Below are 20,674 nucleotides of genomic sequence, written 5' to 3'. Positions count from 1 at the left end.
GGCGCCTTTGTTGTTTCTAATGCTCACGCAAAATGTCTTTGAGCAGTTGCAGGGCCTTATCAAACTGTGGCTGCGGAATCGTCAGCGGATAAAGAAAACGGATCACATTACTGTGTACGCCACAGGTCAGTAAAATCAGCCCTTGTGCCAGCGCCTGTAACTGAATCGCTTTGGTGATTTCTGCTGATGGTCGTCCTGAGTCATCCTGAAACTCTGCCGCAACCATTGAGCCGTACCCGCGCACCTCAGCAAGGGATGCGCATCCTGCACTCCGCAAAGTGGCACTGAGTTGTTCGCCCAATTGGTTAGCGCGTGCGCACAACTGCTCTTCATCAATAATATCCAGCACGGCATGCGCGGCGGCTATCGCGGGCGGGCTGCCCGCATAAGTGCCACCTAAACCACCCGGTTCAGGGGCATCCATCACTTCGGCACGCCCGGATACGGCCGATAACGGAAACCCGCCCGCCAGACTTTTTGCCATGGTGATCAAATCTGGCTGCACATCGTAATACTCACTGGCGAACAGCTTGCCGGTGCGCGCAAAACCGCTCTGAATCTCATCGGCGATTAACAAAATGCCGTGACGATCGCATAAGGCGCGTAACACAGATACAAATGCTGGCGGCGCAATATAAAAACCGCCTTCGCCCTGCACGGGTTCGAAAATGATCGCCGCCACCTGCTGTGGGCTGATATCACTGCGGAAAATGGCCTCAAGACTCTCCAATGACTGATGCACGCTCACGTTGTGCAGCGCATTGGGATACTGGGCGTGAAATACCGAACCGGCGAACGGCCCAAAGCCGGTTTTGTAAGGCACGACCTTACCCGTCAGTGACATCGTCATATGGGTGCGACCATGGAATGCACCTGTGAACGCAATAATGCCGGGACGCCCGGTCGCCGCGCGGGCAATCTTCACCGCATTCTCCACCGCCTCCGCGCCGCTGGAGAAAAAAGTGGTTTTCACTGCGCCGCTTATCGGAACGCACTGGTTAAGCCTTTCAGCGAGATGAATATAGCTTTCATAGGGGATGATCTGAAACGCGGTATGGGTAAAACAATCCAACTGCTGTTGCACGGCCGCCATCACTTTCGGATGACGATGCCCGGTATTCAGCACCGCGATACCCGCCGCGAAATCAGTGTATTCGCGTCCTTTCTGATCCCACACCGTGGCGTTTTCCGCCTTGACCGCATAGAAATCACACATCACACCCACGCCGCGCGGCGTGGCCTTCAATCGACGACTGTGCACATCACTGTTGCTCATCATTAACCTCGCAATTCACGGGGGACTGTCATCAGTGTGAGCGGCAGGATGTTTTTTCGCCAGTAAACAACTGCGTGAAAATCGCCTCGTTATATAAGGTCTCAATGCGGAGGTGTGTACCCTAAAAGCGATGATGAAGTTTGAAAGGCAGAGAAGGAGAGTGCCAACAGGAATGCACGAGAACCCTTCTCACAAACGGTAAGAATGCGAAGTTGTGCACTGCAAAAGCGATGATGAAGTTTGAAAGACAGGGAAGGCCAGTGCGAAGAGCGAAGCGTCCGCGCCATGGACGGCGCGGCCGATCTGCAGGGATGCGTTAATCCTTCGTGATCGGACTGGCCTTCCCTGTCGATTGCACCCAGCCTGCAGCAACTATAGCACCCAGCTTTCAGCGACAATTGCCCCCAGCCCGCAGCAACGATTGCCCCCAGCTTTCAACGACAATAGCCCCAGCTCACAGCAAAACAGCACCAGGCAATCTACCGATCGCATCCCACCAAACTGGCAGCAAAAAAAAGAGCACAAGGTTTAACCCTCATGCTCTCTACGCTCAGCAGGAAGAAAAAAGACTTAGCCTTCTGCCTGCTGTGACTGAATCGCGGTCAGTGCGATGGTATAAACAATGTCATCCACCAATGCGCCACGTGACAAATCGTTCACCGGCTTGCGCATACCCTGCAGCATCGGCCCGATGGAAATCAGATCGGCCGAACGCTGAACCGCTTTGTAAGTGGTGTTACCGGTGTTCAGATCCGGGAAGATAAACACGGTTGCACGACCTGCAACGGCAGAGTTTGGTGCTTTCGACTTCGCGACATCTTCCATAATCGCGGCGTCATACTGCAACGGACCATCGATCACCAGATCAGGACGTTTCTCCTGAGCAATACGCGTAGCTTCGCGTACCTTCTCAACGTCGCTACCCGCACCGGAGTTACCGGTTGAATAGGAAATCATCGCCACGCGTGGATCGATACCAAAGGCTTTGGCGGAATCCGCAGACTGAATCGCGATCTCTGCCAGCTGTTCTGGATTCGGATCCGGGTTAATCGCACAGTCGCCATACACCAGCACCTGCTCAGGCAGCAGCATAAAGAACACTGAAGACACCAGCGAACTGTTTGGCGCGGTCTTGATCAACTGCAACGGCGGACGAATGGTATTCGCGGTGGTATGCACTGCACCCGACACCAAACCGTCCACTTCGCCACGCTCCAGCATCATGGTGCCGAGCATCACGTTATCTTCCAACTGCTCCTGCGCGACCACTTCGGTCATGCCTTTACTCTTACGCAACTCAACCAAACGCGGCACATAATTCTCGCGCACCACTTCTGGATCGACAATCTCAATGCCCTGGCCCAGCACCACACCCTGAGCGGCAGCCACACGCTGGATCTCGTCAGGGTTACCCAACAGTACACAAGATGCAATGCCACGCTCGGCGCAAATCGCAGCGGCTTTCACCGTACGCGGCTCATCACCTTCTGGCAGCACAATACGTTTGCCGGCTTTACGTGCCAGCTCGGTCAGTTGATAACGGAAGGCTGGTGGAGACAGACGACGGCTACGCTCGGACGTGGCAGTGAGTGATTCCACCCAATCGGCATCGATAAAGCTGGCCACATACTCCTGCACCTTCTCAATGCGCTGGGTATCATCTGCAGGGACTTCCAGATTAAAGCTCTGCAGGCTCAGTGAGGTCTGCCAGGTATTGGTTTTTACCATAAACACCGGCAGGCCGGTCTGGAAGGCACGTTCACACAGACGCGCAATCGGTGCTTCAATCTGATAACCACCGGTCAGCAACACGGCACCAATCTCAATACCGTTCATGGCGGCGAGACACGCTGCAACCAACACGTCTGGACGATCGGCTGACGTCACCAACAGTGAACCTGGACGGAAGTGCTCCAGCATATGCGGAATGCTACGTGCGCAGAAAGTCACCGATTTCACGCGGCGGGTCTGGATCTCACCTTCGTTAATGATCTCTGCATTCAGATGGCGGCACATATCGATGGCACGCGTCGCGATCAGATCGAAACTCCAGGGCACACAGCCGAGAATCGGCAATGGACTGTTAGCAAACAGCTGCTTAGGATCGATATTGGCAATATTCGCTTTGGTCGAATCATCGAAAATTTCAGACAGGTCAGGGCGCGTACGACCCTGCTCATCCACTGGCGCGTTCAGCTTATTAATGATCACGCCGGTGATGTTCTTGTTCTTACTGCCGCCAAAGCTGCTTTGCGTTAATTCAATGCGCTCTTTCAACTGCGCAGGCGAATCATTGCCCAGCGCCGTCACGAACACGATTTCTGCATTCAGGGTTTTAGCGATTTCATAGTTCAGTGAAGAGGCAAACTGATGCTTACGGGTTGGCACCAGCCCTTCCACCAACACCACTTCCGCGTCTTGCGCATTCGCGTGGTAGTTAGCAATGATCTCTTCCATCAACACGTCTTGCTGGTTCGAACCCAACAGTGACTCAACGCGTGACATCTGCAGCGGTTCAGCGGCAGGGATCGCGGAGTTCTTACGAATGATGGTGGTGGTCTGATCTGGCGCATCGCCGCCCGCACGTGGCTGGGCAATCGGCTTGAACACGCTCAGGCGAACGCCTTTGCGCTCCATGGCACGAATCACGCCGAGGCTGACGCTGGTCAGGCCGACGCTGGTGCCGGTAGGGATAAGCATGATTGTACGTGACACTATAAAAACCTCTCAGGTGTTGCAGACTAGCCAAAACAACTCCGTCAGCCTGAGCTGACGGAGAGAAGTGTATTTAGGCGGTCAGACGCGCGGCGTCCTGGGCGATGACCAACTCTTCGTTGGTTGGGATCACCACGGCCGGGCGGGTGCCCTCTTTGTTGATAAAACCAGACTTACCAAAGCGGGCAGCAAGGTTACGCTCGTGATCCACTTCGAAGCCCAGCAATGCGAGTTTTGCCAATGACAGCTCACGCACCATCGCCGCGTTCTCACCGATACCACCGGTGAACACCACGGCATCCAGACGACCTTCCATCAACGCGGTATAGCTGCCGATGTATTTCGCCAGACGGTGGCAGAACACGTCCATCGCACGCTTAGCATCTTCTTTAGTCGCGTAGTTGTCTTCAACATAGCGGCAGTCACTGGTGACTTCGGTCAGACCCAGCAGACCAGACTCTTTGGTCAGCAGTTTGTTGATCGCATCCACGCTCATACCCAGCGTGTCATGCAGGAAGAACACGATCGCCGGGTCGATATCACCACTGCGGGTGCCCATGACCAGGCCTTCCAGCGGCGTCAGACCCATGGAAGTATCGACGCACTGACCGTTGCGGATAGCCGAAACGGAACCGCCGTTGCCGAGGTGGCAGGTGATGATGTTCAGTTCGGTGACTGGCTTGTTCAGCATTTTGGCGGCTTCCTGCGTCACATAGTAGTGGCTGGTGCCGTGTGCGCCATAGCGACGAACGCCGTGCTCTTTGTACAGTTTGTACGGCAGAGCATAAAGATAAGACTCTTCCGGCATAGTCTGATGGAATGCCGTATCAAAAACCGCCACATTCTTATCTGACAGGTGCGGGAAATTCTTCAACGCTTCGTCGATGCCGATCAGATGTGCCGGATTGTGCAGCGGGGCAAAAGAGGAAGCATCTTTAATACCCTGAATCACTGATTCATCGATGATGACCGATTTAGTCAGCTGCTCGCCGCCGTGAACGATACGATGGCCGATTGCAGCGATTTGTGCCGAAAGCTCTGGTTTTTGTGCCAGAATAGTTTTAACAATGAAGTTCAGCGCTTCACTGTGCGCTGCACCTGCGCCGAGAGGCGCTTCTTGTTTGCTGCCTTCCAGTTTCCATTTGATACGCGCTTCAGGTAAATGGAAACACTCCGCCAGACCTGACAGATATTCGTCACCGGTGGCTGGATTGAGGATGGCAAACTTAAGTGAAGAGCTGCCGCAGTTCAGAACCAGTACTAACTTCGTTGACATGGAAGTACCTATTGATTAAAGAGTGGCTAAAAATAACGCAATCAGACTAACAGCGTAGCCCATGAATGCTGGTAGATTAATGATTAACATCATGCGGTAGTCAAAAAGAGACCGACATGCAAAAAAATTTCGGTAATTTTACGCAGATTTTTGAAATCTGCTTAGCGAAACATGGCTCTAAACCGCTATTTTATTGAGCTGAAGCTTCCGGTAATGTTGCTAAAACGGCGTCAGAATACCCACTGTGACCCGCAAAGACAAAATCTTTTGAAGGATGTCACGTAAAGTTGTGTAGTTATCATTTTATTTTAATCGTTGCAGAATTAGTTGAGGTCTATCATGGCGAATGACACAAGCAATCCCGGCTGGTTTGGTTTATTCCAGAACGGTCAGCGTTACATGAAGACCTGGCCAGCCGACAAACGACTGGCACCGATGTTCCCTGAAAGCCGCGTGGTGACGGCAACGCGTTTTGCCATCCGCTTTATGCCCCCGCTGGCGATATTCACCCTGACGTGGCAAATCGCCATGGGCGGGCAGTTGGGACCGGCGATTGCCACCGCACTCTTTGCCTGCAGTCTGCCGATGCAGGGATTGTGGTGGCTGGGTAAACGCTCCATCACGCCATTGCCGCCGACTTTACTGCACTGGTTCCACGAAGTGCGCGCAAAACTGGAAGAAGCGGGACAAGCGATTGCCCCCGTTGATGGTAAACCGACTTACCAGGCGCTGGCCGATGTGCTGAAGCGCGCCTTCAAACAACTCGATCGTACCTTCCTCGACGATCTTTGATCGATCATCCCCTTTTTACTGCCAGAGAATGTGTGCAGTAACCGGGTTCAAATCAAAGAAAAGTGATGCGGGCAAACACGCATCGCTTTCCTTGTGTAATCATTTATCCATTGTTTAAATCTTAAGCGGCCGTGATGGCCCGGGAGCGAACCGTGGAAATGACCCATGCACAACGACTGATCCTCTCCAATCAATACAAAATGATGGCGATGCTTGAGCCGGAAAATGCGGAGCGCTATCGCCGCTACCAAACCATCATCGAACGGGGCTACGGCCTGCAACTGCGCGAACTCGACAAAGAGTTTGGCGAGCTCACGGAAGCCACCTGCCGCCAGCTCATCGATATTATGGAAATGCACCATGCGCTGCATGTCTCCTGGTCGAACCTGAAAGAAGCCAGTACTATCGAAGAGCGCCGTCTGGCATTTCTCGGTTTTGACGCGGCCACCGAAGCACGCTATCTCGGCTATGTGCGCTTCATAGTGAACGTTGAAGGGCGCTATACCCAGTTTGATTCCGGTACGCATGGCTTCAATGCCCAGACGCCGATGTGGGAAAAATACCAACGCATGCTGGCGGTGTGGCACACTTGTCCGCGTCAGTATCATCTTAGCGCGAACGAAATCGCGCAGATTCTCAATGCCTGAATAAGGAGCGACGCGTGAAGTACAGGGGTTTTCTGTTTGATTTGGACGGTACGTTGGTGGATTCATTGCCTGCGGTGATCCGCGCATGGTCATTGTGGGGCGAGCGCCAGGGTATTGCGGCGGAAGAAGTCCTGAACTTCATACACGGTAAGCCAGCTATCAATTCATTGCGCCATTTTATGGCTGGACAGTCTGAAGAGGCGATTCAGGCGGAGTTTCTGTGGCTTGAACGTTTAGAAGCAGAAGACACGCAGGGCGTGCAAGCGATTCCGGGGGCGAAGGCATTGCTCGCCACGCTTAACGAACTGCAGATTCCCTGGGCGATTGTGACTTCAGGATCGATCCCGGTGGCTCACGCGCGTCACAAAGCGGCAGGTTTACCCATGCCGGAAGTGTTCATTACCGCAGAAAACATCAAATTGGGTAAACCGAACCCGGAGCCGTATCTTCTGGGTGCTGAACGCCTGGGGCTGCCTGCAGCGGAATGCGTTGTGGTTGAAGATGCTCCCGCCGGCATTATTGCCGGGCTGGAAGCGCGCAGTGCAGTGGTTGCCGTCAATGCACCCACGGATGCCCCGCGCCTGAATGAAGTGACCTGGCAGGTGAAAACACTGGAACCGCTGGTGGTTTCACGTGCAGAAAACGGCACGTTTACGCTTTCTGCCAACATCTGACAGTACGGGCCGTAGCGGCCCGTTTTTTATAATGGGGTATCCTGAGAAATTTCATCCAGCGACAGGCTAAAGCTTGGGATGAATATCTCTACAAAGTAATCCATTTCTGGGGAACGACGCTGTGACAGTGTTTTCTCCAGGCGTGCCTTGGCCAGCAAAAACTCGTTATTTCCTGCTGACAGCTCTTCCAGACATTTCACGTAGGCGCACAGCGCGTCAGCCTGTTTCACCACCGCTTGTTCACTTTCGCTATGCAAATGCTCGTCAATCAACGGACGGTAGGCATCCTGCAATTCCGGCGGCAACATCTCGATCAACTTCTGCTGGGCGATCTTTTCGATCTTTTTGTACTCATGCGCAATTTGCGCGTTGTAATACTTCACCGGCGTGGGTAAATCACCGGTCAGCACTTCACTGGCATCGTGATACAGCGCCAGCATCGCAATACGCTCTGCATTGAGATTGCCGTTAAATTTTTTGTTTTTGATGATGGCCAACGCATGCGCCACCATCGCCACCTGAAGACTGTGTTCAGAGACATTTTCGGTGCGCACGTTGCGCATCAATGGCCAGCGATTGATCAGTTTAAGACGGGAGAGATGGGCGAAAAAGTGGCTACGGGTCATAGACGGTTCCTGTTCTCACGGCGGGGAAGGAGTGCCTTCCCCGAGATGAAAACAGTATATACCCTTCATACTTCGGGTTGCATGTGCGTGAGCTGAGTTCACTCACCCAAGTCGCTCACGCAGGTAAGCAACCTGGATTCATTCACTTGCTGCCTGCATGCATTGCGGGTCAGTGTGTCAGACTACTGACGATAGCCTTGCAGGAAACGACCAAATTTATTGATCGCCATTTCCAGATCATCAACACGTGGCAAGGTGACAATGCGCACGTGATCCGGCCATGGCCAGTTAAAGGCGGTACCCTGAACCAGCAGCACTTTCTCTTGTAACAGGAAATCCAGCACCATTTTTTGATCGTCAAAGATGTTGAATTTCTTTGGATCGATGCGCGGGAACATGTACAAAGCACCTTGTGGTTTCACGCAGCTGACGCCCGGAATATCGTTAATCAATTCCCAGGCACGTTGGCGCTGCTCATACAAACGACCACCAGGTGCAATAAACTCGCTGATACTTTGATAGCCACCTAGCGCTGTTTGAATCGCATGCTGAGCAGGAACGTTGGCGCACAAACGCATCGACGCCAGCATTTCCAGCCCTTCGATATAGCCTTTAGCGTGTTTCTTCGGACCGTTTAACACCATCCAACCCTGACGGAATCCCGCAACACGGTAGGTTTTCGACAGGCCATTAAAGGTCACGGTCAGCAGATCCGGCGCCAGTGCCGCAATCGAATGGTGCTGTGACTCGTCGTACAAAATCTTGTCGTAGATTTCGTCAGCGAAAATGATCAGGTTGTGCTGACGCGCAATCTCCACCACTTCCATCAGCAGTTCTTTGCTGTACACCGCACCCGTTGGGTTGTTCGGGTTGATGATGACGATGCCACGCGTGCGCGGGGTTATCTTACTGCGGATATCGTCCAAATCCGGGAACCAGCCCGCAGACTCATCACACAGATAATGCACAGCTTTACCGCTCGACAGCGACACGGCTGCCGTCCATAACGGATAATCTGGCGCAGGTACCAGCATCTCATCACCACTGTTCAGCAATGCTTGCATCGCCTGCACAATCAGTTCAGAGACACCGTTACCAATGTAGATATCTTCGACGGTAACATCGCGCATATCACGCGCCTGGTAGTGCTGCATAATCGCTTTACGCGCCGAATACAGCCCTTTTGAATCACAATAGCCTTGCGAACTCGGCAGGTTGCGAATCACATCAACCAAAATTTCATCAGGGGCTTCAAAACCAAACGGGGCAGGGTTGCCGATGTTGAGTTTGAGAACTTTATTACCTTCTTCTTCCAGACGCTTAGCTTCTTTCAGTACCGGACCACGGATGTCATAACAGACATTTTCCAGCTTGCCGGATTTATCAATTTGAAAATTCATCGTTACCGCCTTAACGGGCAGAGTCCTTTAACCTGCCACCAAAATCAAACCTGCCCAATTTACTCCTCTCACTGTCACAAAAGAAGGGCGGCTTAAGGTTTTGGCGCGTTTGCCAATGATTCCCGCCTCGGGTGGCGCAAAACGCAGTATATGAGGGTTAATCTGGTTAATAACTCTATTGGTGTGTTTTTTTGTGATACAAAATGCTGGTGGTTTGTGCTGGTGCTGTAAAGCCGCTAATCCATATGTATTGGAGGTCATTAAGAAATTTTTTATTTACATCCTGCAAAAAAAACCATTAGCGACCTGATGAAATAGTTAAAGAAATCTTGTTGGATGTCGAAGAACTAAACAGTGTCGTTGCATCCATCGCTGGTGCCATTGAAGGTCACGCATTCTTAATCAGTTTAAGGTGGCAGCATGAAGCGCTGCGAAGTGACCTATTCTGATCACAGCAGCCGTTTAAATAGCATTTACACTGTAACTTTAACGCTGCTGCAGCAGTTTAAGAACCTGGGCGGTTAAAAAATGAGCGGCATTGTGGCAGGATGTAGCGGAAAAGGGATTTGGTCAAAAAATGCGATGATTTGATCGAAAACATTTCCCTTTAAAGCGTAAAAATGATTAAGTATAATTTATTATTTGATGCACTTTATCGCTTCGCATCAGCATAACATGATGTTATCTCTTTTTGACCCGCAGGCCGTTTTCGCGGGAAACTAGACAACTACGCAGCTTCCAGCACCTGTGCGACATACGTCTTCGGACCCGAAGTTGTTCTGTCTTATTAGACGGCGCTCCTCTGAATACAGAGTGACGTATCCGTCGGCATCCGCCTGACACGATTTTTCCATGACAGCTCCACACAGGGCTGTCATTAAGCACCATTACCTCTTATCTATTTGATAAGTAGGGTAATACACCAGGGTAGTAGTTTTAAAAAATCTTATAAGTGAAGAAAAAACATGACTAATGCAAATCGTCCGATACTGAATCTCGACCTCGATCTGCTGCGTACTTTTGTTGCTGTTGCTGACTTGAATACTTTTGCGGCGGCGGCTGCAGCAGTGTGCAGAACGCAATCCGCAGTAAGTCAGCAGATGCAACGTCTGGAACAATTGGTAGGTAAAGAGCTGTTTGCCAGACATGGACGTAATAAATTGTTGACGGAGCATGGCATCCAGTTGCTCGGCTACGCCAGAAAGATCCTTCGTTTCAACGACGAAGCGTGCACCTCATTAATGTACAGCAACATCCAGGGCGTACTGACCATTGGCGCCTCCGATGACACTTCCGATACCATTCTGCCGTTCCTGCTTAACCGCGTAACGTCGGTCTATCCGAAGCTGGCCATTGATGTGCGCGTCAAACGCAACCCGTTCATGATGGAAATGCTGAATCAGGGTGAGGTTGATCTGGTTGTCACCACGTCCAGTCCTGGTAATTTCACCCATCAGGTCCTGCGTACCTCACCTACGCTTTGGTACTGTGCTGCGGATTACATCTTCCAGCGCGGCGAAGCCATTCCACTGGTGCTGCTGGATGAACCAAGTCCGTATCGTGACATGGCGATCGATCACCTGAATGAAGCGGGCATCCCATGGCGCATTTCGTATGTTGCATCAACGCTGGCAGCGGTGCGTGCGGCAGTGAAAGCGGGTCTGGGTGTTACAGCACGTCCGGTTGAGATGATGAGCCCAGAGCTGCGTGTGATGGGTGCAGCTGAAGGGCTGCCGGTATTGCCGGATACTCAGTACCTGTTGTGTCGTAATCCAGACAGTGATAACGAGTTGGCGCTGGCGATCTTCAATGCGATGCAGTCGACCAACGATCCTTACAATCTGACGGCAAATCCAGATGGCACCCTGCTGTTGGATGACGAAGAGTAAGGAGAACAATAGCGGGTTATTCCTTCACATTGGAATACCGGTTAATTGTTAAAACTTATTAAAATGAGCCTTAGACTGATAAACATCAGCTAAGGCTCTTTTTATGCATTTTAATTCACGCTTTCTAACGCGATTCACCATCAATAATTTTCCTGTCTTCCTGAAAAATGGAGGTTGTTCCATTTTTGCTCAAAGTGGAACTTCTTTATCATTCCGTGCCATCTTTCCCAGGGCATTTGCCTGTACCGATCGCCGATTTTTACAGCAAAAAACACCATTATGTGTTCTGGATCAAAAAAATACCCCCTATAAGGGGGGGGAAATCCCTGTAAGACCTGTCAAAATATGATTGTTAAATGCACGATCCATGCATGTGAATACCCGCTACACTGAAATTAACCTCACAAACTGAAGCGATTTAGCTGGTATGATGGGGTTCGTTTGTTAATAATATGCTACGGGTGTTAATTAATGTTTGGATGCTTTTGTCAAAGTTGACAAAAGGTTATAGAAAGGAGTAAAAAACCCCATAAAATTGCTGCTTATTTGATAATGACAGCATAGTTTACAAGGTTTTTTATCCTTCCCTTGAATTCATGTGGTGTGTTTGCTGCAACAGTGCAGGATGCCAGCGCCACTTTTGATGAGTAAGCAAAGAGTATGTCGACAACCACAGAAGTGATCGCTCATCACTGGGCGTTTATTGTTTTTATTGTTATTGCATTTGGCCTGTGTGCCTTCATGTTGACCGGCGGTTGGTTATTAGGTGGTCGTGCACGGGCACGCCATAAAGACACCCCATTTGAATCGGGTATCGAATCTGTCGGTGATACTCATATTCGCCTCTCCGCTAAATTCTATCTGGTTGCGATGTTCTTCGTTATTTTCGACGTCGAAGCCCTCTATTTATACGCATGGTCGACTTCAATCCGTGAAAGCGGTTGGGTTGGCTTTGTCGAAGCCGCAATTTTCATTTTGGTGCTATTGGCAGGCCTGGTTTATCTGGTGCGCATCGGTGCACTGGATTGGGCTCCTGCGCGTCGTCGCGTAGTGGTCAAATCAATCCCGGTCAGCCACAACCACACCAACCCTCATAAGCAGTAAAAGCGAGGCAATAAGATGGACTACACGCTGACACGCGTAGACCCGAATGGCGGCGGTGATAACGATCGTTATCCTCTGCAGAAACAGGAGATTGTTACCGATCCCCTGGAGCAGCACGTTCATCGCAGCGTCTACATGGGCAAGCTCGAGCACGCCCTGCATGACATGGTGAACTGGGGTCGTAAGAACTCTCTCTGGCCGTATAACTTCGGCCTTTCCTGTTGCTACGTGGAAATGACCACGTCATTCACTGCGGTGCATGACGTGGCACGTTTTGGTGCGGAAGTTATGCGTGCCTCTCCACGTCAGGCTGACTTTATGGTGATCGCCGGTACGCCCTTTACCAAAATGGCGCCGGTTATTCAGCGTTTGTATGACCAGATGCTGGAGCCGAAATGGGTGATCTCCATGGGCGCTTGTGCAAACTCGGGCGGCATGTACGACATCTACTCTGTGGTGCAAGGCGTGGATAAATTCCTGCCGGTTGACGTGTACATCCCGGGCTGCCCACCGCGTCCTGAAGCTTACATGCAGGCGCTGCTGCTGCTGCGTGAGTCGATTGGCAAAGAGCGCCGTCCACTGTCGTGGGTGGTGGGTGATCAGGGCGTTTATCGCGCCAATATGCAGCCAGAGCGTGAGAGAAAACGCGGCGAGCGTATTGCCGTCACTAACCTGAGAACGCCAGACGAAGTCTAAGCTTCCCGTACACGGATGGCACAACGGCCGCAGCAGAACATCACAATTTAATGTGCGCCGCCATCCTGACGCCTTCTTTTAGCGCCTGATTACAGGCCGGAATGGTGAGTAACGTATGACAGATTTAACCACGCAAGATCTCGCTCAGCCTGCATGGCAAACCCGTGACCACCTGGATGATCCAGTGGTCGGCGAGCTGCGTAACCGTTTTGGGCCGGATGCCTTTACCGTTCAGGCCACCCGCACCGGGATTCCGGTCGTCTGGGTGAAGCGTGAACAGTTACTGGAAATTGTCGAATTCTTGCGTAAGCTGCCAAAGCCGTACGTCATGCTCTATGACTTGCACGGCTTCGATGAGCGTTTACGTACCAACCGCGCCGGTTTACCCGCCGCGGATTTTTCCGTTTTCTATCACCTGCTTTCAATTGAACGCAACCGCGACATCATGCTCAAGGTGGCGCTGTCTGAAAACGATCTGAATGTGCCAACCATCACCAAAATCTTCGCCAATGCCAACTGGTATGAGCGCGAAACCTGGGAGATGTTTGGTATCACCTTTAATGGTCACCCGCACCTGACGCGCATCATGATGCCGCAGACCTGGGAAGGCCATCCGCTGCGTAAAGATTACCCGGCGCGTGCCACTGAGTTCGACCCGTTCGAGCTGACCAAACAGAAAGAAGATCTGGAGATGGAGGCGCTGACCTTCAAGCCTGAAGACTGGGGCATGAAGCGTAGCACCACCAATGAGGACTTCATGTTCCTCAACCTGGGTCCTAACCACCCGTCCGCGCACGGTGCCTTCCGTATCATCCTGCAGTTGGATGGCGAAGAGATCGTCGACTGCGTACCTGATGTCGGTTATCACCACCGTGGTGCCGAGAAGATGGGTGAGCGTCAATCCTGGCACAGCTACATTCCGTACACTGACCGTATCGAATATCTCGGCGGCTGCGTGAACGAGATGCCTTACGTGCTGGCGGTGGAAAAATTAGCCGGGATCACCGTGCCAGATCGCGTCAATGTGATCCGCGTGATGCTGTCTGAGCTGTTCCGCATCAACAGCCACTTGCTGTACATCTCCACCTTTATCCAGGACGTTGGTGCGATGACGCCGGTGTTCTTCGCCTTTACCGACCGTCAGAAAATTTATGACGTGGTTGAAGCGATCACCGGTTTCCGTATGCACCCAGCCTGGTTCCGCATCGGCGGTGTGGCACACGATCTGCCGAAAGGGTGGGAGCGTCTGCTGCGTGAGTTCCTCGACTGGATGCCGAAGCGTCTGAAAGAGTATGACAAAGCCGCACTGCGCAATACCGTGTTGATGGGTCGTTCGCAAGGCGTTGCGGCGTATAACATGGACGAAGCGCTGGCGTGGGGCACCACCGGTGCTGGCTTGCGTGCCACCGGCCTCGACTTTGACGTACGTAAATGGCGTCCGTATTCAGGCTATGAAAACTTCGATTTTGAGATCCCGGTTGGCGCAGGCATTAGTGATGCCTACACCCGCGTTCAACTGAAAATGGAAGAGATGTGGCAGTCACTGCGCATTCTGGAACAGTGCCTGAAAAACATGCCGGAAGGCCCGTTCAAAGCGGATCACCCGCTGACCACGCCGCCACCGAAAGAGCGCACGCTGCAACACATCGAAACCCTGATCACGCACTTCCTGCAAGTTTCGTGGGGCCCGGTCATGCCGGCCAACGAATCCTTCCAGATGATTGAAGCGACGAAAGGGATCAACAGCTACTACCTGACCAGCGATGGCAGCACCATGAGCTACCGCACCCGCGTGCGTACGCCAAGCTTCCCGCATCTGCAGCAGATCCCATCGGTGATCCGTGGCAGCCTGGTATCCGACTTGATCGTATACCTCGGTAGTATCGATTTTGTTATGTCAGACGTGGACCGCTAATTATGCACGATCAAAAAATTGCCATTCACACTATCGACCCTGATGAGGTCTTTGTGCTGAGCGAGACCGAGCACCACGCTATCGAGCACGAAAAACACCATTACGAAGATGCGCGCGCCGCTTCGATTGAAGCGTTGAAGATCGTGCAGAAACAGCGTGGTTGGGTACCGGACGGTGCCATCAATGCCATTGCTGACGTGCTGGGTATTCCAGCCAGTGACGTGGAAGGTGTGGCCACTTTCTATAGCCAGATTTACCGTACGCCGGTAGGCCGTCACGTTATTCGTTACTGCGACAGCGTGGTGTGCCACATCACAGGTTTCCAGGGCATTCAGGCCGCGCTTGAGCAGAACCTGAATATCAAGCCGGGCCAGACCACAGCCGATGGTCGCTTTACCTTGCTGCCAACCTGCTGCCTGGGCAACTGTGACAAAGGCCCAACCATGATGGTGGATGAAGATACCCATGTTCATCTGACCCCGGAAGGCATCGCCAATCTGCTGGAGCAGTATCAATGACCATTAAACAGATCATTCGTACTGCGGAAACTCATCCACTCACCTGGCGTCTGCGCGATGACAAGCAGCCGGTGTGGATCGATGAATATCGCAGTAAAAACGGTTATGTCGGCGCTGATAAAGCACTGAAAGGTATGAGCCAGGACGAAATCGTTGCGGCAGTGAAAGACTCCGGTCTGAAAGGTCGCGGTGGCGCAGGCTTTAACACCGGCCTGAAGTGGAGCCTGATGCCGAAAGACGAATCCATGAACATCCGTTACCTGCTGTGTAACGCCGATGAAATGGAGCCAGGCACCTATAAAGACCGCCTGCTGATGGAGCAAATGCCGCACCAGTTGGTGGAAGGTATGCTGATCAGTGCGTTCGCCTTGAAAGCCTACCGGGGCTACATATTCTTGCGTGGCGAGTATATCGAAGCGGCCGTGCATCTGCGCCGTGCGATTGCCGAAGCCACCGAAGCGGGCTACCTCGGTAAAAACATTCTCGGTACCGGTTTCGATTTTGAACTGATCGTGCATACCGGTGCTGGGCGCTATATCTGTGGTGAAGAAACCGCGCTGATCAACTCACTGGAAGGTCGCCGCGCGAACCCGCGTTCTAAGCCACCATTCCCAGCGAGTGCGGGCGTATGGGGCAAGCCAACCTGCGTCAACAACGTGGAAACCTTGTCCAACGTCCCAGCCATCTTCCTCAACGGTGTTGACTGGTACAAGAACATCTCTACCAGCGAAGACACCGGCACCAAAATGATGGGCTTCTCTGGCCGCGTGAAAAATCCAGGCGTGTGGGAACTGCCGTTTGGCACGACCGCGCGTGAGATTCTCGAAGATTATGCCGGTGGCATGCGTGATGGCCTGAAGTTTAAAGCCTGGCAGCCAGGCGGTGCGGGTACGGATTTCCTGACCGATCAACATCTCGACCTGCCAATGGAATTTGCCAGCATCGGTAAAGCCGGTAGCCGTTTAGGTACTGCGCTGGCGATGGCGGTCGATCATGAGATTGGTATGGTGTCGCTGGTGCGTAACCTCGAAGAGTTCTTTGCGCGTGAATCCTGTGGCTGGTGTACGCCGTGCCGTGATGGCTTGCCATGGAGCGTGAAGATCCTGCGTGCGTTGGAGCAGAAAAAAGGCCAGCCGGGTGACATCGAAACCCTGCTGCAGCTTTGCCGCCAACTCGGCCCAGGTAAAACCTTCTGTGCCCACGCACCGGGTGCCGTTGAGCCATTGCAGAGCGCGATTAAATATTTCCGTGAAGAGTTTGAAGCCGGCATTGCGCCGCAGGTGTTTGGCAATACCCGATCGATCGGTGGTATTCAGCCCAACCTGCTGAAAGCGCGCTGGTAATCAGCCGCCGTACACGGAATTCACCCTGCGCCGACACGGCGCGGGGGACAGAATTAGATGTTTAACGCTTGTCTTAGGGCGAGCCTTACGGAAGCATGTTCACTATGGCTACAATCCATGTAGACGGTAAAGAATATGATGTGAACGGAGCCGACAACCTGTTGCAGGCGTGTCTCTCTTTGGGCCTTGATATTCCTTATTTTTGCTGGCATCCGGCGCTGGGAAGCGTGGGTGCCTGCCGCCAGTGCGCGGTGAAGCAATTCCAGAATGCCGAAGATACCCGTGGTCGTCTTGTTATGTCATGCATGACACCGGCGTCGGACGGCACCTTTATCTCCATCGACGATGGCGAAGCGAAAGAGTTTCGTGAAAGCGTGGTGGAATGGCTGATGACCAACCACCCGCACGACTGTCCAGTGTGCGAAGAGGGCGGTAACTGCCATCTGCAAGATATGACGGTCATGACGGGCCACAGCTTCCGTCGTTACCGCTTCACCAAACGTACGCACCAGAATCAGGACCTCGGCCCGTTCATCTCCCATGAAATGAACCGCTGTATTGCCTGCTATCGCTGCGTGCGTTACTACAAAGATTACGCAGACGGCAAAGATCTTGGCGTTTACGGTGCCCATGACAACGTTTACTTCGGTCGCCCGGAAGATGGCACGCTGGAGAGCGAGTTCTCCGGTAACCTGGTCGAAATCTGCCCGACCGGCGTATTCACCGATAAAACGCACTCCGAACGCTACAACCGTAAATGGGATATGCAGTTCGCACCGAGCATCTGCCAGCAGTGCAGCGTGGGTTGTAACACCAGCCCAGGCGAACGTTATGGTGAATTGCGTCGTATTGAAAACCGCTACAACGGCACCGTAAACCACTATTTCCTGTGTGACCGCGGTCGCTTCGGTTACGGCTATGTAAACCGCAAAGATCGTCCACGTCATCCAGTGCAGAAACGCGGTAACGATTGGGTCAGCCTCAACGCTGAACAAGCGGTGAATGCGGCGGCTGACGTACTGCGTCAGGCGAAGCGCGTGATCGGCATTGGTTCTCCGCGTGCCAGCATTGAAAGCAACTTTGCGCTGCGTGAACTCGTCGGCGCGGAAAACTTCTCCACCGGTATGTCTGCCGCTGAGCAAGCACGCGTGGAGTTGATGCTGAAAGTACTGCAGGAAGGCGGTATCTATACGCCATCACTGCGTGAAATCGAAAGCTACGATGCGGTGCTGGTGCTGGGTGAAGATCTGACGCAGGTTGGTGCGCGTGTCGCACTCTCTGTGCGCCAGGCGGTGAAAGGAAAAGCGCGTGAAATGGCAGCAGCCCAGAAAGTGGCTGACTGGCAGATCGCGGCGATCCTGAACATCGGTCAGCACGCCAAACATCCGCTGTTTGTCACCAACGTTGATGAAACCCGCCTTGATGATATCGCGGCGTGGAGCTATCGCGCACCGGTGGAAGATCAGGCTCGTCTCGGTTTCGCCATTGCCAATGCGCTCGATGAAGCAGCTCCAGCCGTCAGTGGCTTTGACAGCAAGCTGAACGGCAAGCTGGATGTGGTGGTACAGGCGTTAGCCGGTGCCAAAAAGCCACTGATAATTTCTGGTACCCACTCTGGCAGCACCGCGATGATTGAAGCGGCCGCCAACGTGGCGAAAGCACTGAAAGGTCGCGGTGCCGATGTCGGTATCACCTTCCTTGCGGGTGCCGCCAACAGCTTTGGTCTCGGCCTGATGGGTGGACAATCGCTGGATAGCGCGCTGGAACAGCTGGATAAAGGCGAAGCGGAAGCGCTGGTGGTGTTGGAAAACGATCTTTACCGTCACGCACCGAAAGCCACCGTGGATGCGGCTTTGCACAACACCGCACACGTGATTGTGGTTGATCATCAGCGCACGGCGACGCTGGAAAAAGCCGGTCTGGTGCTCTCGACTGCGAGCTTCGCAGAGAGTGATGGCACCTCGATCAACCAGGAAGGCCGCGCACAGCGTTTCTTCCAGGTTTACGATCCGTCTTACTACGACAACAACATCGTGATGCTGGAGAGCTGGCGCTGGCTGCACTCGCTGCACAGCACTGTTGAAAGCCGTCAGATTGATTGGACGCTGCTTGATCACGTGATCGATGCCACCGTTGCCGCATTGCCGCAGCTGAAAGGTATTAAAGACGCGGCGCCGGACGCAAGCTTCCGCATCCGCGGTCAGAAACTGGCGCGTTCACCGCACCGTAACAGTGGCCGTACCGCGATGCGTGCCAATATTAGCGTGCACGAACCGCGTCAGCCGCAAGACAAAGACACCATGTTTGCCTTCTCAATGGAGGGTAACAACCAACCAAGCGCACCACGTTCGCAGATTCCATTCGCCTGGGCTCCAGGCTGGAACTCCCCGCAAGCATGGAACAAGTTCCAGGCTGAAGTCGGTGGCAAACTGCGTCATGGCGATCCAGGTGTGCGTCTGTTTGAAGCGAGCGAAGGATCACTGCCGTGGTTCACCGCCGTGCCAGAAAGCTTTGTGGAAGGCAGCCAATATCGCGTTGCACCTTACTATCAGCTGTTTGGTAGTGAAGAGATGACTCAGCGTTCACCGACTTTCCAGAAGCGTATGTCGCCAGCCACGCTGGTGATTAACCCGGCTGATGCGGAGAAACTGGGCGTCAACAACGGCTCTGCGGTTGAACTGGTTTGTGCCGGTGAAACGCTGCGTCTGCCAGTACGCTTCTCCACTTCCCTGCAAGCAGGGCAGGTGGGTCTGCCGCTGGGTATGCCAGGTGTGCCGCCGTTCCTCTCAGGTGCGCAAGTTGACAAACTGCAGGAGGCTGCACAATGAGCTGGCTGACACCGGACGCTATCGACATCCTCGTCCAGATCCTGAAAACCATTGTGATCCTGCTGGTGGTAGTGGGTTGTGGTGCCTTTATGAGTTTCGCCGAGCGTCGTCTGCTCGGCTTATGGCAGAACCGTTATGGACCGAACCGTGTTGGCTGGGGCGGCTCGCTGCAGCTCGCGGCTGACATGATCAAAATGTTCTTCAAAGAGGACTGGGTTCCGCCGTTTACCGATCGCTTCATCTTTACTCTGGCACCGGTTATTGCCTTTGTCTCGCTGCTGCTGGCGTTTGCTATCGTGCCGGTTTCGCCGACCTGGATGGTCACCGACCTGAATATCGGTCTGCTGTTCTTCCTGATGATGGCGGGTCTGGCAGTCTACGCTGTGCTGTTCGCCGGTTGGTCGAGTAACAACAAATACTCGCTGCTGGGTGCGATGCGTGCGTCGGCGCAGACGCTGAGCTACGAAGTGTTCCTTGGCCTGTCGCTGATGGGTGTGGTGGCGCAAGCCGGTTCATTTAACATGAACGCCATCGTCGAGAGCCAGACGCACTTGTGGAACATCATTCCGCAGTTCTTCGGCTTCGTAACCTTCTGTATCGCGGGCGTGGCGGTTTGTCACCGTCATCCGTTTGACCAACCAGAAGCGGAACAGGAACTGGCCGATGGTTACCACATCGAATACGCCGGTATGAAGTTCGGTCTGTTCTTCGTCGGTGAATACGTGGCGATCACCACCGTTTCAGCGCTAATTGTGACGCTGTTCTTCGGTGGCTGGCACGGTCCATTCCTGCCGCCATTCATCTGGTTCGCCCTGAAAACGGCGTTCTTTATGGTGATGTTTATCCTGATTCGTGCTGCGCTGCCGCGTCCACGTTATGACCAGGTGCTGTCGTTCGGCTGGAAAGTGTGTCTGCCGTTGACGTTATTGAACCTGCTGGCGACCGCCGCAGTGATTCTGTACAGCGCGCAGTAAG

At 53.1% G+C, this 20,674-nt stretch carries 16 protein-coding genes; 11 read left to right on the top strand and 5 right to left on the bottom strand.

Annotated features, from left to right (window positions below; genetic code table 11):
- Positions 1-16: 16 nt before the first annotated feature.
- The 3 genes from VH86_RS00170 to ackA all read right to left on the bottom strand — a co-directional run bounded on the left by VH86_RS00170 (position 17) and on the right by ackA (position 5,267).
- Positions 17-1,276 carry a 4-aminobutyrate--2-oxoglutarate transaminase gene (locus VH86_RS00170; RefSeq protein ID WP_045831537.1) on the bottom strand — a complete coding sequence of 420 codons (1,260 nt, stop codon included), beginning with the start codon at positions 1,274-1,276 and terminating at the stop codon, positions 17-19.
- 570 nt (positions 1,277-1,846) lie between these two features.
- Entirely contained in the window at positions 1,847-3,991 is a 2,145-nt protein-coding gene (gene pta, locus VH86_RS00165) for a phosphate acetyltransferase (RefSeq protein WP_182058733.1), read from the bottom strand.
- 73 nt (positions 3,992-4,064) lie between these two features.
- A complete protein-coding gene (gene ackA, locus VH86_RS00160) occupies positions 4,065-5,267 on the bottom strand; it encodes an acetate kinase (protein WP_045831536.1) in 1,203 nt (400 codons plus the stop codon).
- A 339-nt stretch (positions 5,268-5,606) separates the two neighbouring features.
- On the opposite strand from ackA, the gene yfbV reads away from it, so the two are divergent.
- The 3 genes from yfbV (at position 5,607) to VH86_RS00145 (ending at position 7,380) form a co-directional block, all read left to right on the top strand.
- Positions 5,607-6,059, top strand: a complete 453-nt coding sequence (yfbV, locus tag VH86_RS00155) for a terminus macrodomain insulation protein YfbV (protein ID WP_045831535.1) — start codon at positions 5,607-5,609, stop codon at positions 6,057-6,059.
- A gap of 152 nt (positions 6,060-6,211) precedes the next feature.
- The gene (locus VH86_RS00150; RefSeq protein ID WP_045831534.1) at positions 6,212-6,706 is read left to right on the top strand and encodes a YfbU family protein; all 495 of its coding nucleotides are present in this window, start codon (positions 6,212-6,214) and stop codon (positions 6,704-6,706) included.
- 14 nt (positions 6,707-6,720) lie between these two features.
- Positions 6,721-7,380: a sugar phosphatase gene (locus tag VH86_RS00145; RefSeq protein WP_045813652.1), complete on the top strand. Its 660-nt coding sequence runs from the start codon at positions 6,721-6,723 to the stop codon at positions 7,378-7,380.
- Between the two features lie 26 nt (positions 7,381-7,406).
- Here the strand turns inward: VH86_RS00145 and yfbR are convergent, their stop codons facing one another.
- Together yfbR and VH86_RS00135 are read right to left on the bottom strand one after the other, a co-directional pair.
- Positions 7,407-8,006, bottom strand: a complete 600-nt coding sequence (gene yfbR, locus VH86_RS00140) for a 5'-deoxynucleotidase (protein WP_034825080.1) — start codon at positions 8,004-8,006, stop codon at positions 7,407-7,409.
- A 182-nt stretch (positions 8,007-8,188) separates the two neighbouring features.
- A complete protein-coding gene (locus VH86_RS00135; RefSeq protein WP_034825078.1) occupies positions 8,189-9,406 on the bottom strand; it encodes a pyridoxal phosphate-dependent aminotransferase in 1,218 nt (405 codons plus the stop codon).
- A gap of 965 nt (positions 9,407-10,371) precedes the next feature.
- Here VH86_RS00135 and lrhA point away from each other — a divergent pair.
- The 8 genes from lrhA to nuoH all read left to right on the top strand — a co-directional run bounded on the left by lrhA (position 10,372) and on the right by nuoH (position 20,673).
- Entirely contained in the window at positions 10,372-11,295 is a 924-nt protein-coding gene (gene lrhA / locus VH86_RS00130; RefSeq protein WP_034825076.1) for a transcriptional regulator LrhA, read from the top strand.
- Between the two features lie 660 nt (positions 11,296-11,955).
- On the top strand, positions 11,956-12,399 hold the full coding sequence (locus tag VH86_RS00125; RefSeq protein ID WP_034825074.1) for an NADH-quinone oxidoreductase subunit A: 444 nt from the start codon (positions 11,956-11,958) through the stop codon (positions 12,397-12,399).
- A 15-nt stretch (positions 12,400-12,414) separates the two neighbouring features.
- Positions 12,415-13,095, top strand: a complete 681-nt coding sequence (locus tag VH86_RS00120; protein ID WP_007889318.1) for an NADH-quinone oxidoreductase subunit B family protein — start codon at positions 12,415-12,417, stop codon at positions 13,093-13,095.
- Positions 13,096-13,210: 115 nt separating this feature from the next.
- Positions 13,211-15,010, top strand: coding sequence for an NADH-quinone oxidoreductase subunit C/D (gene nuoC / locus VH86_RS00115; RefSeq protein ID WP_045813647.1), 1,800 nt, complete (start codon positions 13,211-13,213; stop codon positions 15,008-15,010).
- A 2-nt stretch (positions 15,011-15,012) separates the two neighbouring features.
- The gene (nuoE, locus tag VH86_RS00110) at positions 15,013-15,528 is read left to right on the top strand and encodes an NADH-quinone oxidoreductase subunit NuoE (RefSeq protein WP_038645741.1); all 516 of its coding nucleotides are present in this window, start codon (positions 15,013-15,015) and stop codon (positions 15,526-15,528) included.
- Between the two features lie 2 nt (positions 15,529-15,530).
- Positions 15,531-16,871: an NADH-quinone oxidoreductase subunit NuoF gene (nuoF, locus tag VH86_RS00105; RefSeq protein ID WP_176505727.1), complete on the top strand. Its 1,341-nt coding sequence runs from the start codon at positions 15,531-15,533 to the stop codon at positions 16,869-16,871.
- 104 nt (positions 16,872-16,975) lie between these two features.
- A complete protein-coding gene (nuoG, locus tag VH86_RS00100) occupies positions 16,976-19,699 on the top strand; it encodes an NADH-quinone oxidoreductase subunit NuoG (protein ID WP_045831533.1) in 2,724 nt (907 codons plus the stop codon).
- A complete protein-coding gene (nuoH, locus tag VH86_RS00095) occupies positions 19,696-20,673 on the top strand; it encodes an NADH-quinone oxidoreductase subunit NuoH (protein ID WP_045831532.1) in 978 nt (325 codons plus the stop codon). The genes nuoG and nuoH overlap by 4 nt, the downstream gene beginning before the upstream one ends.
- Position 20,674 lies beyond the last annotated feature (1 nt).

The sequence above is a fragment of the Pantoea sp. BL1 genome (genome assembly GCF_000963985.1).
GTDB lineage: Bacteria > Pseudomonadota > Gammaproteobacteria > Enterobacterales > Enterobacteriaceae > Pantoea > Pantoea rwandensis_B.
This window is presented reverse-complemented; position numbering and strand designations above follow the sequence as displayed.

What these genes read in the sequence shown, in the direction of transcription:
- lrhA (WP_034825076.1), top strand. Translation starts at nt 10,372, where the DNA reads ATGACTAATGCAAATCGTCCGATACTGAATCTCGACCTCGATCTGCTG.
- VH86_RS00120 (WP_007889318.1), top strand. Translation starts at nt 12,415, where the DNA reads ATGGACTACACGCTGACACGCGTAGACCCGAATGGCGGCGGTGATAAC.
- VH86_RS00135 (WP_034825078.1), bottom strand. Translation starts at nt 9,406, where the DNA reads ATGAATTTTCAAATTGATAAATCCGGCAAGCTGGAAAATGTCTGTTAT.
- nuoC (WP_045813647.1), top strand. Translation starts at nt 13,211, where the DNA reads ATGACAGATTTAACCACGCAAGATCTCGCTCAGCCTGCATGGCAAACC.
- yfbR (WP_034825080.1), bottom strand. Translation starts at nt 8,006, where the DNA reads ATGACCCGTAGCCACTTTTTCGCCCATCTCTCCCGTCTTAAACTGATC.
- ackA (WP_045831536.1), bottom strand. Translation starts at nt 5,267, where the DNA reads ATGTCAACGAAGTTAGTACTGGTTCTGAACTGCGGCAGCTCTTCACTT.
- nuoH (WP_045831532.1), top strand. Translation starts at nt 19,696, where the DNA reads ATGAGCTGGCTGACACCGGACGCTATCGACATCCTCGTCCAGATCCTG.
- VH86_RS00125 (WP_034825074.1), top strand. Translation starts at nt 11,956, where the DNA reads ATGTCGACAACCACAGAAGTGATCGCTCATCACTGGGCGTTTATTGTT.
- nuoE (WP_038645741.1), top strand. Translation starts at nt 15,013, where the DNA reads ATGCACGATCAAAAAATTGCCATTCACACTATCGACCCTGATGAGGTC.
- nuoG (WP_045831533.1), top strand. Translation starts at nt 16,976, where the DNA reads ATGGCTACAATCCATGTAGACGGTAAAGAATATGATGTGAACGGAGCC.
- VH86_RS00170 (WP_045831537.1), bottom strand. Translation starts at nt 1,276, where the DNA reads ATGAGCAACAGTGATGTGCACAGTCGTCGATTGAAGGCCACGCCGCGC.
- yfbV (WP_045831535.1), top strand. Translation starts at nt 5,607, where the DNA reads ATGGCGAATGACACAAGCAATCCCGGCTGGTTTGGTTTATTCCAGAAC.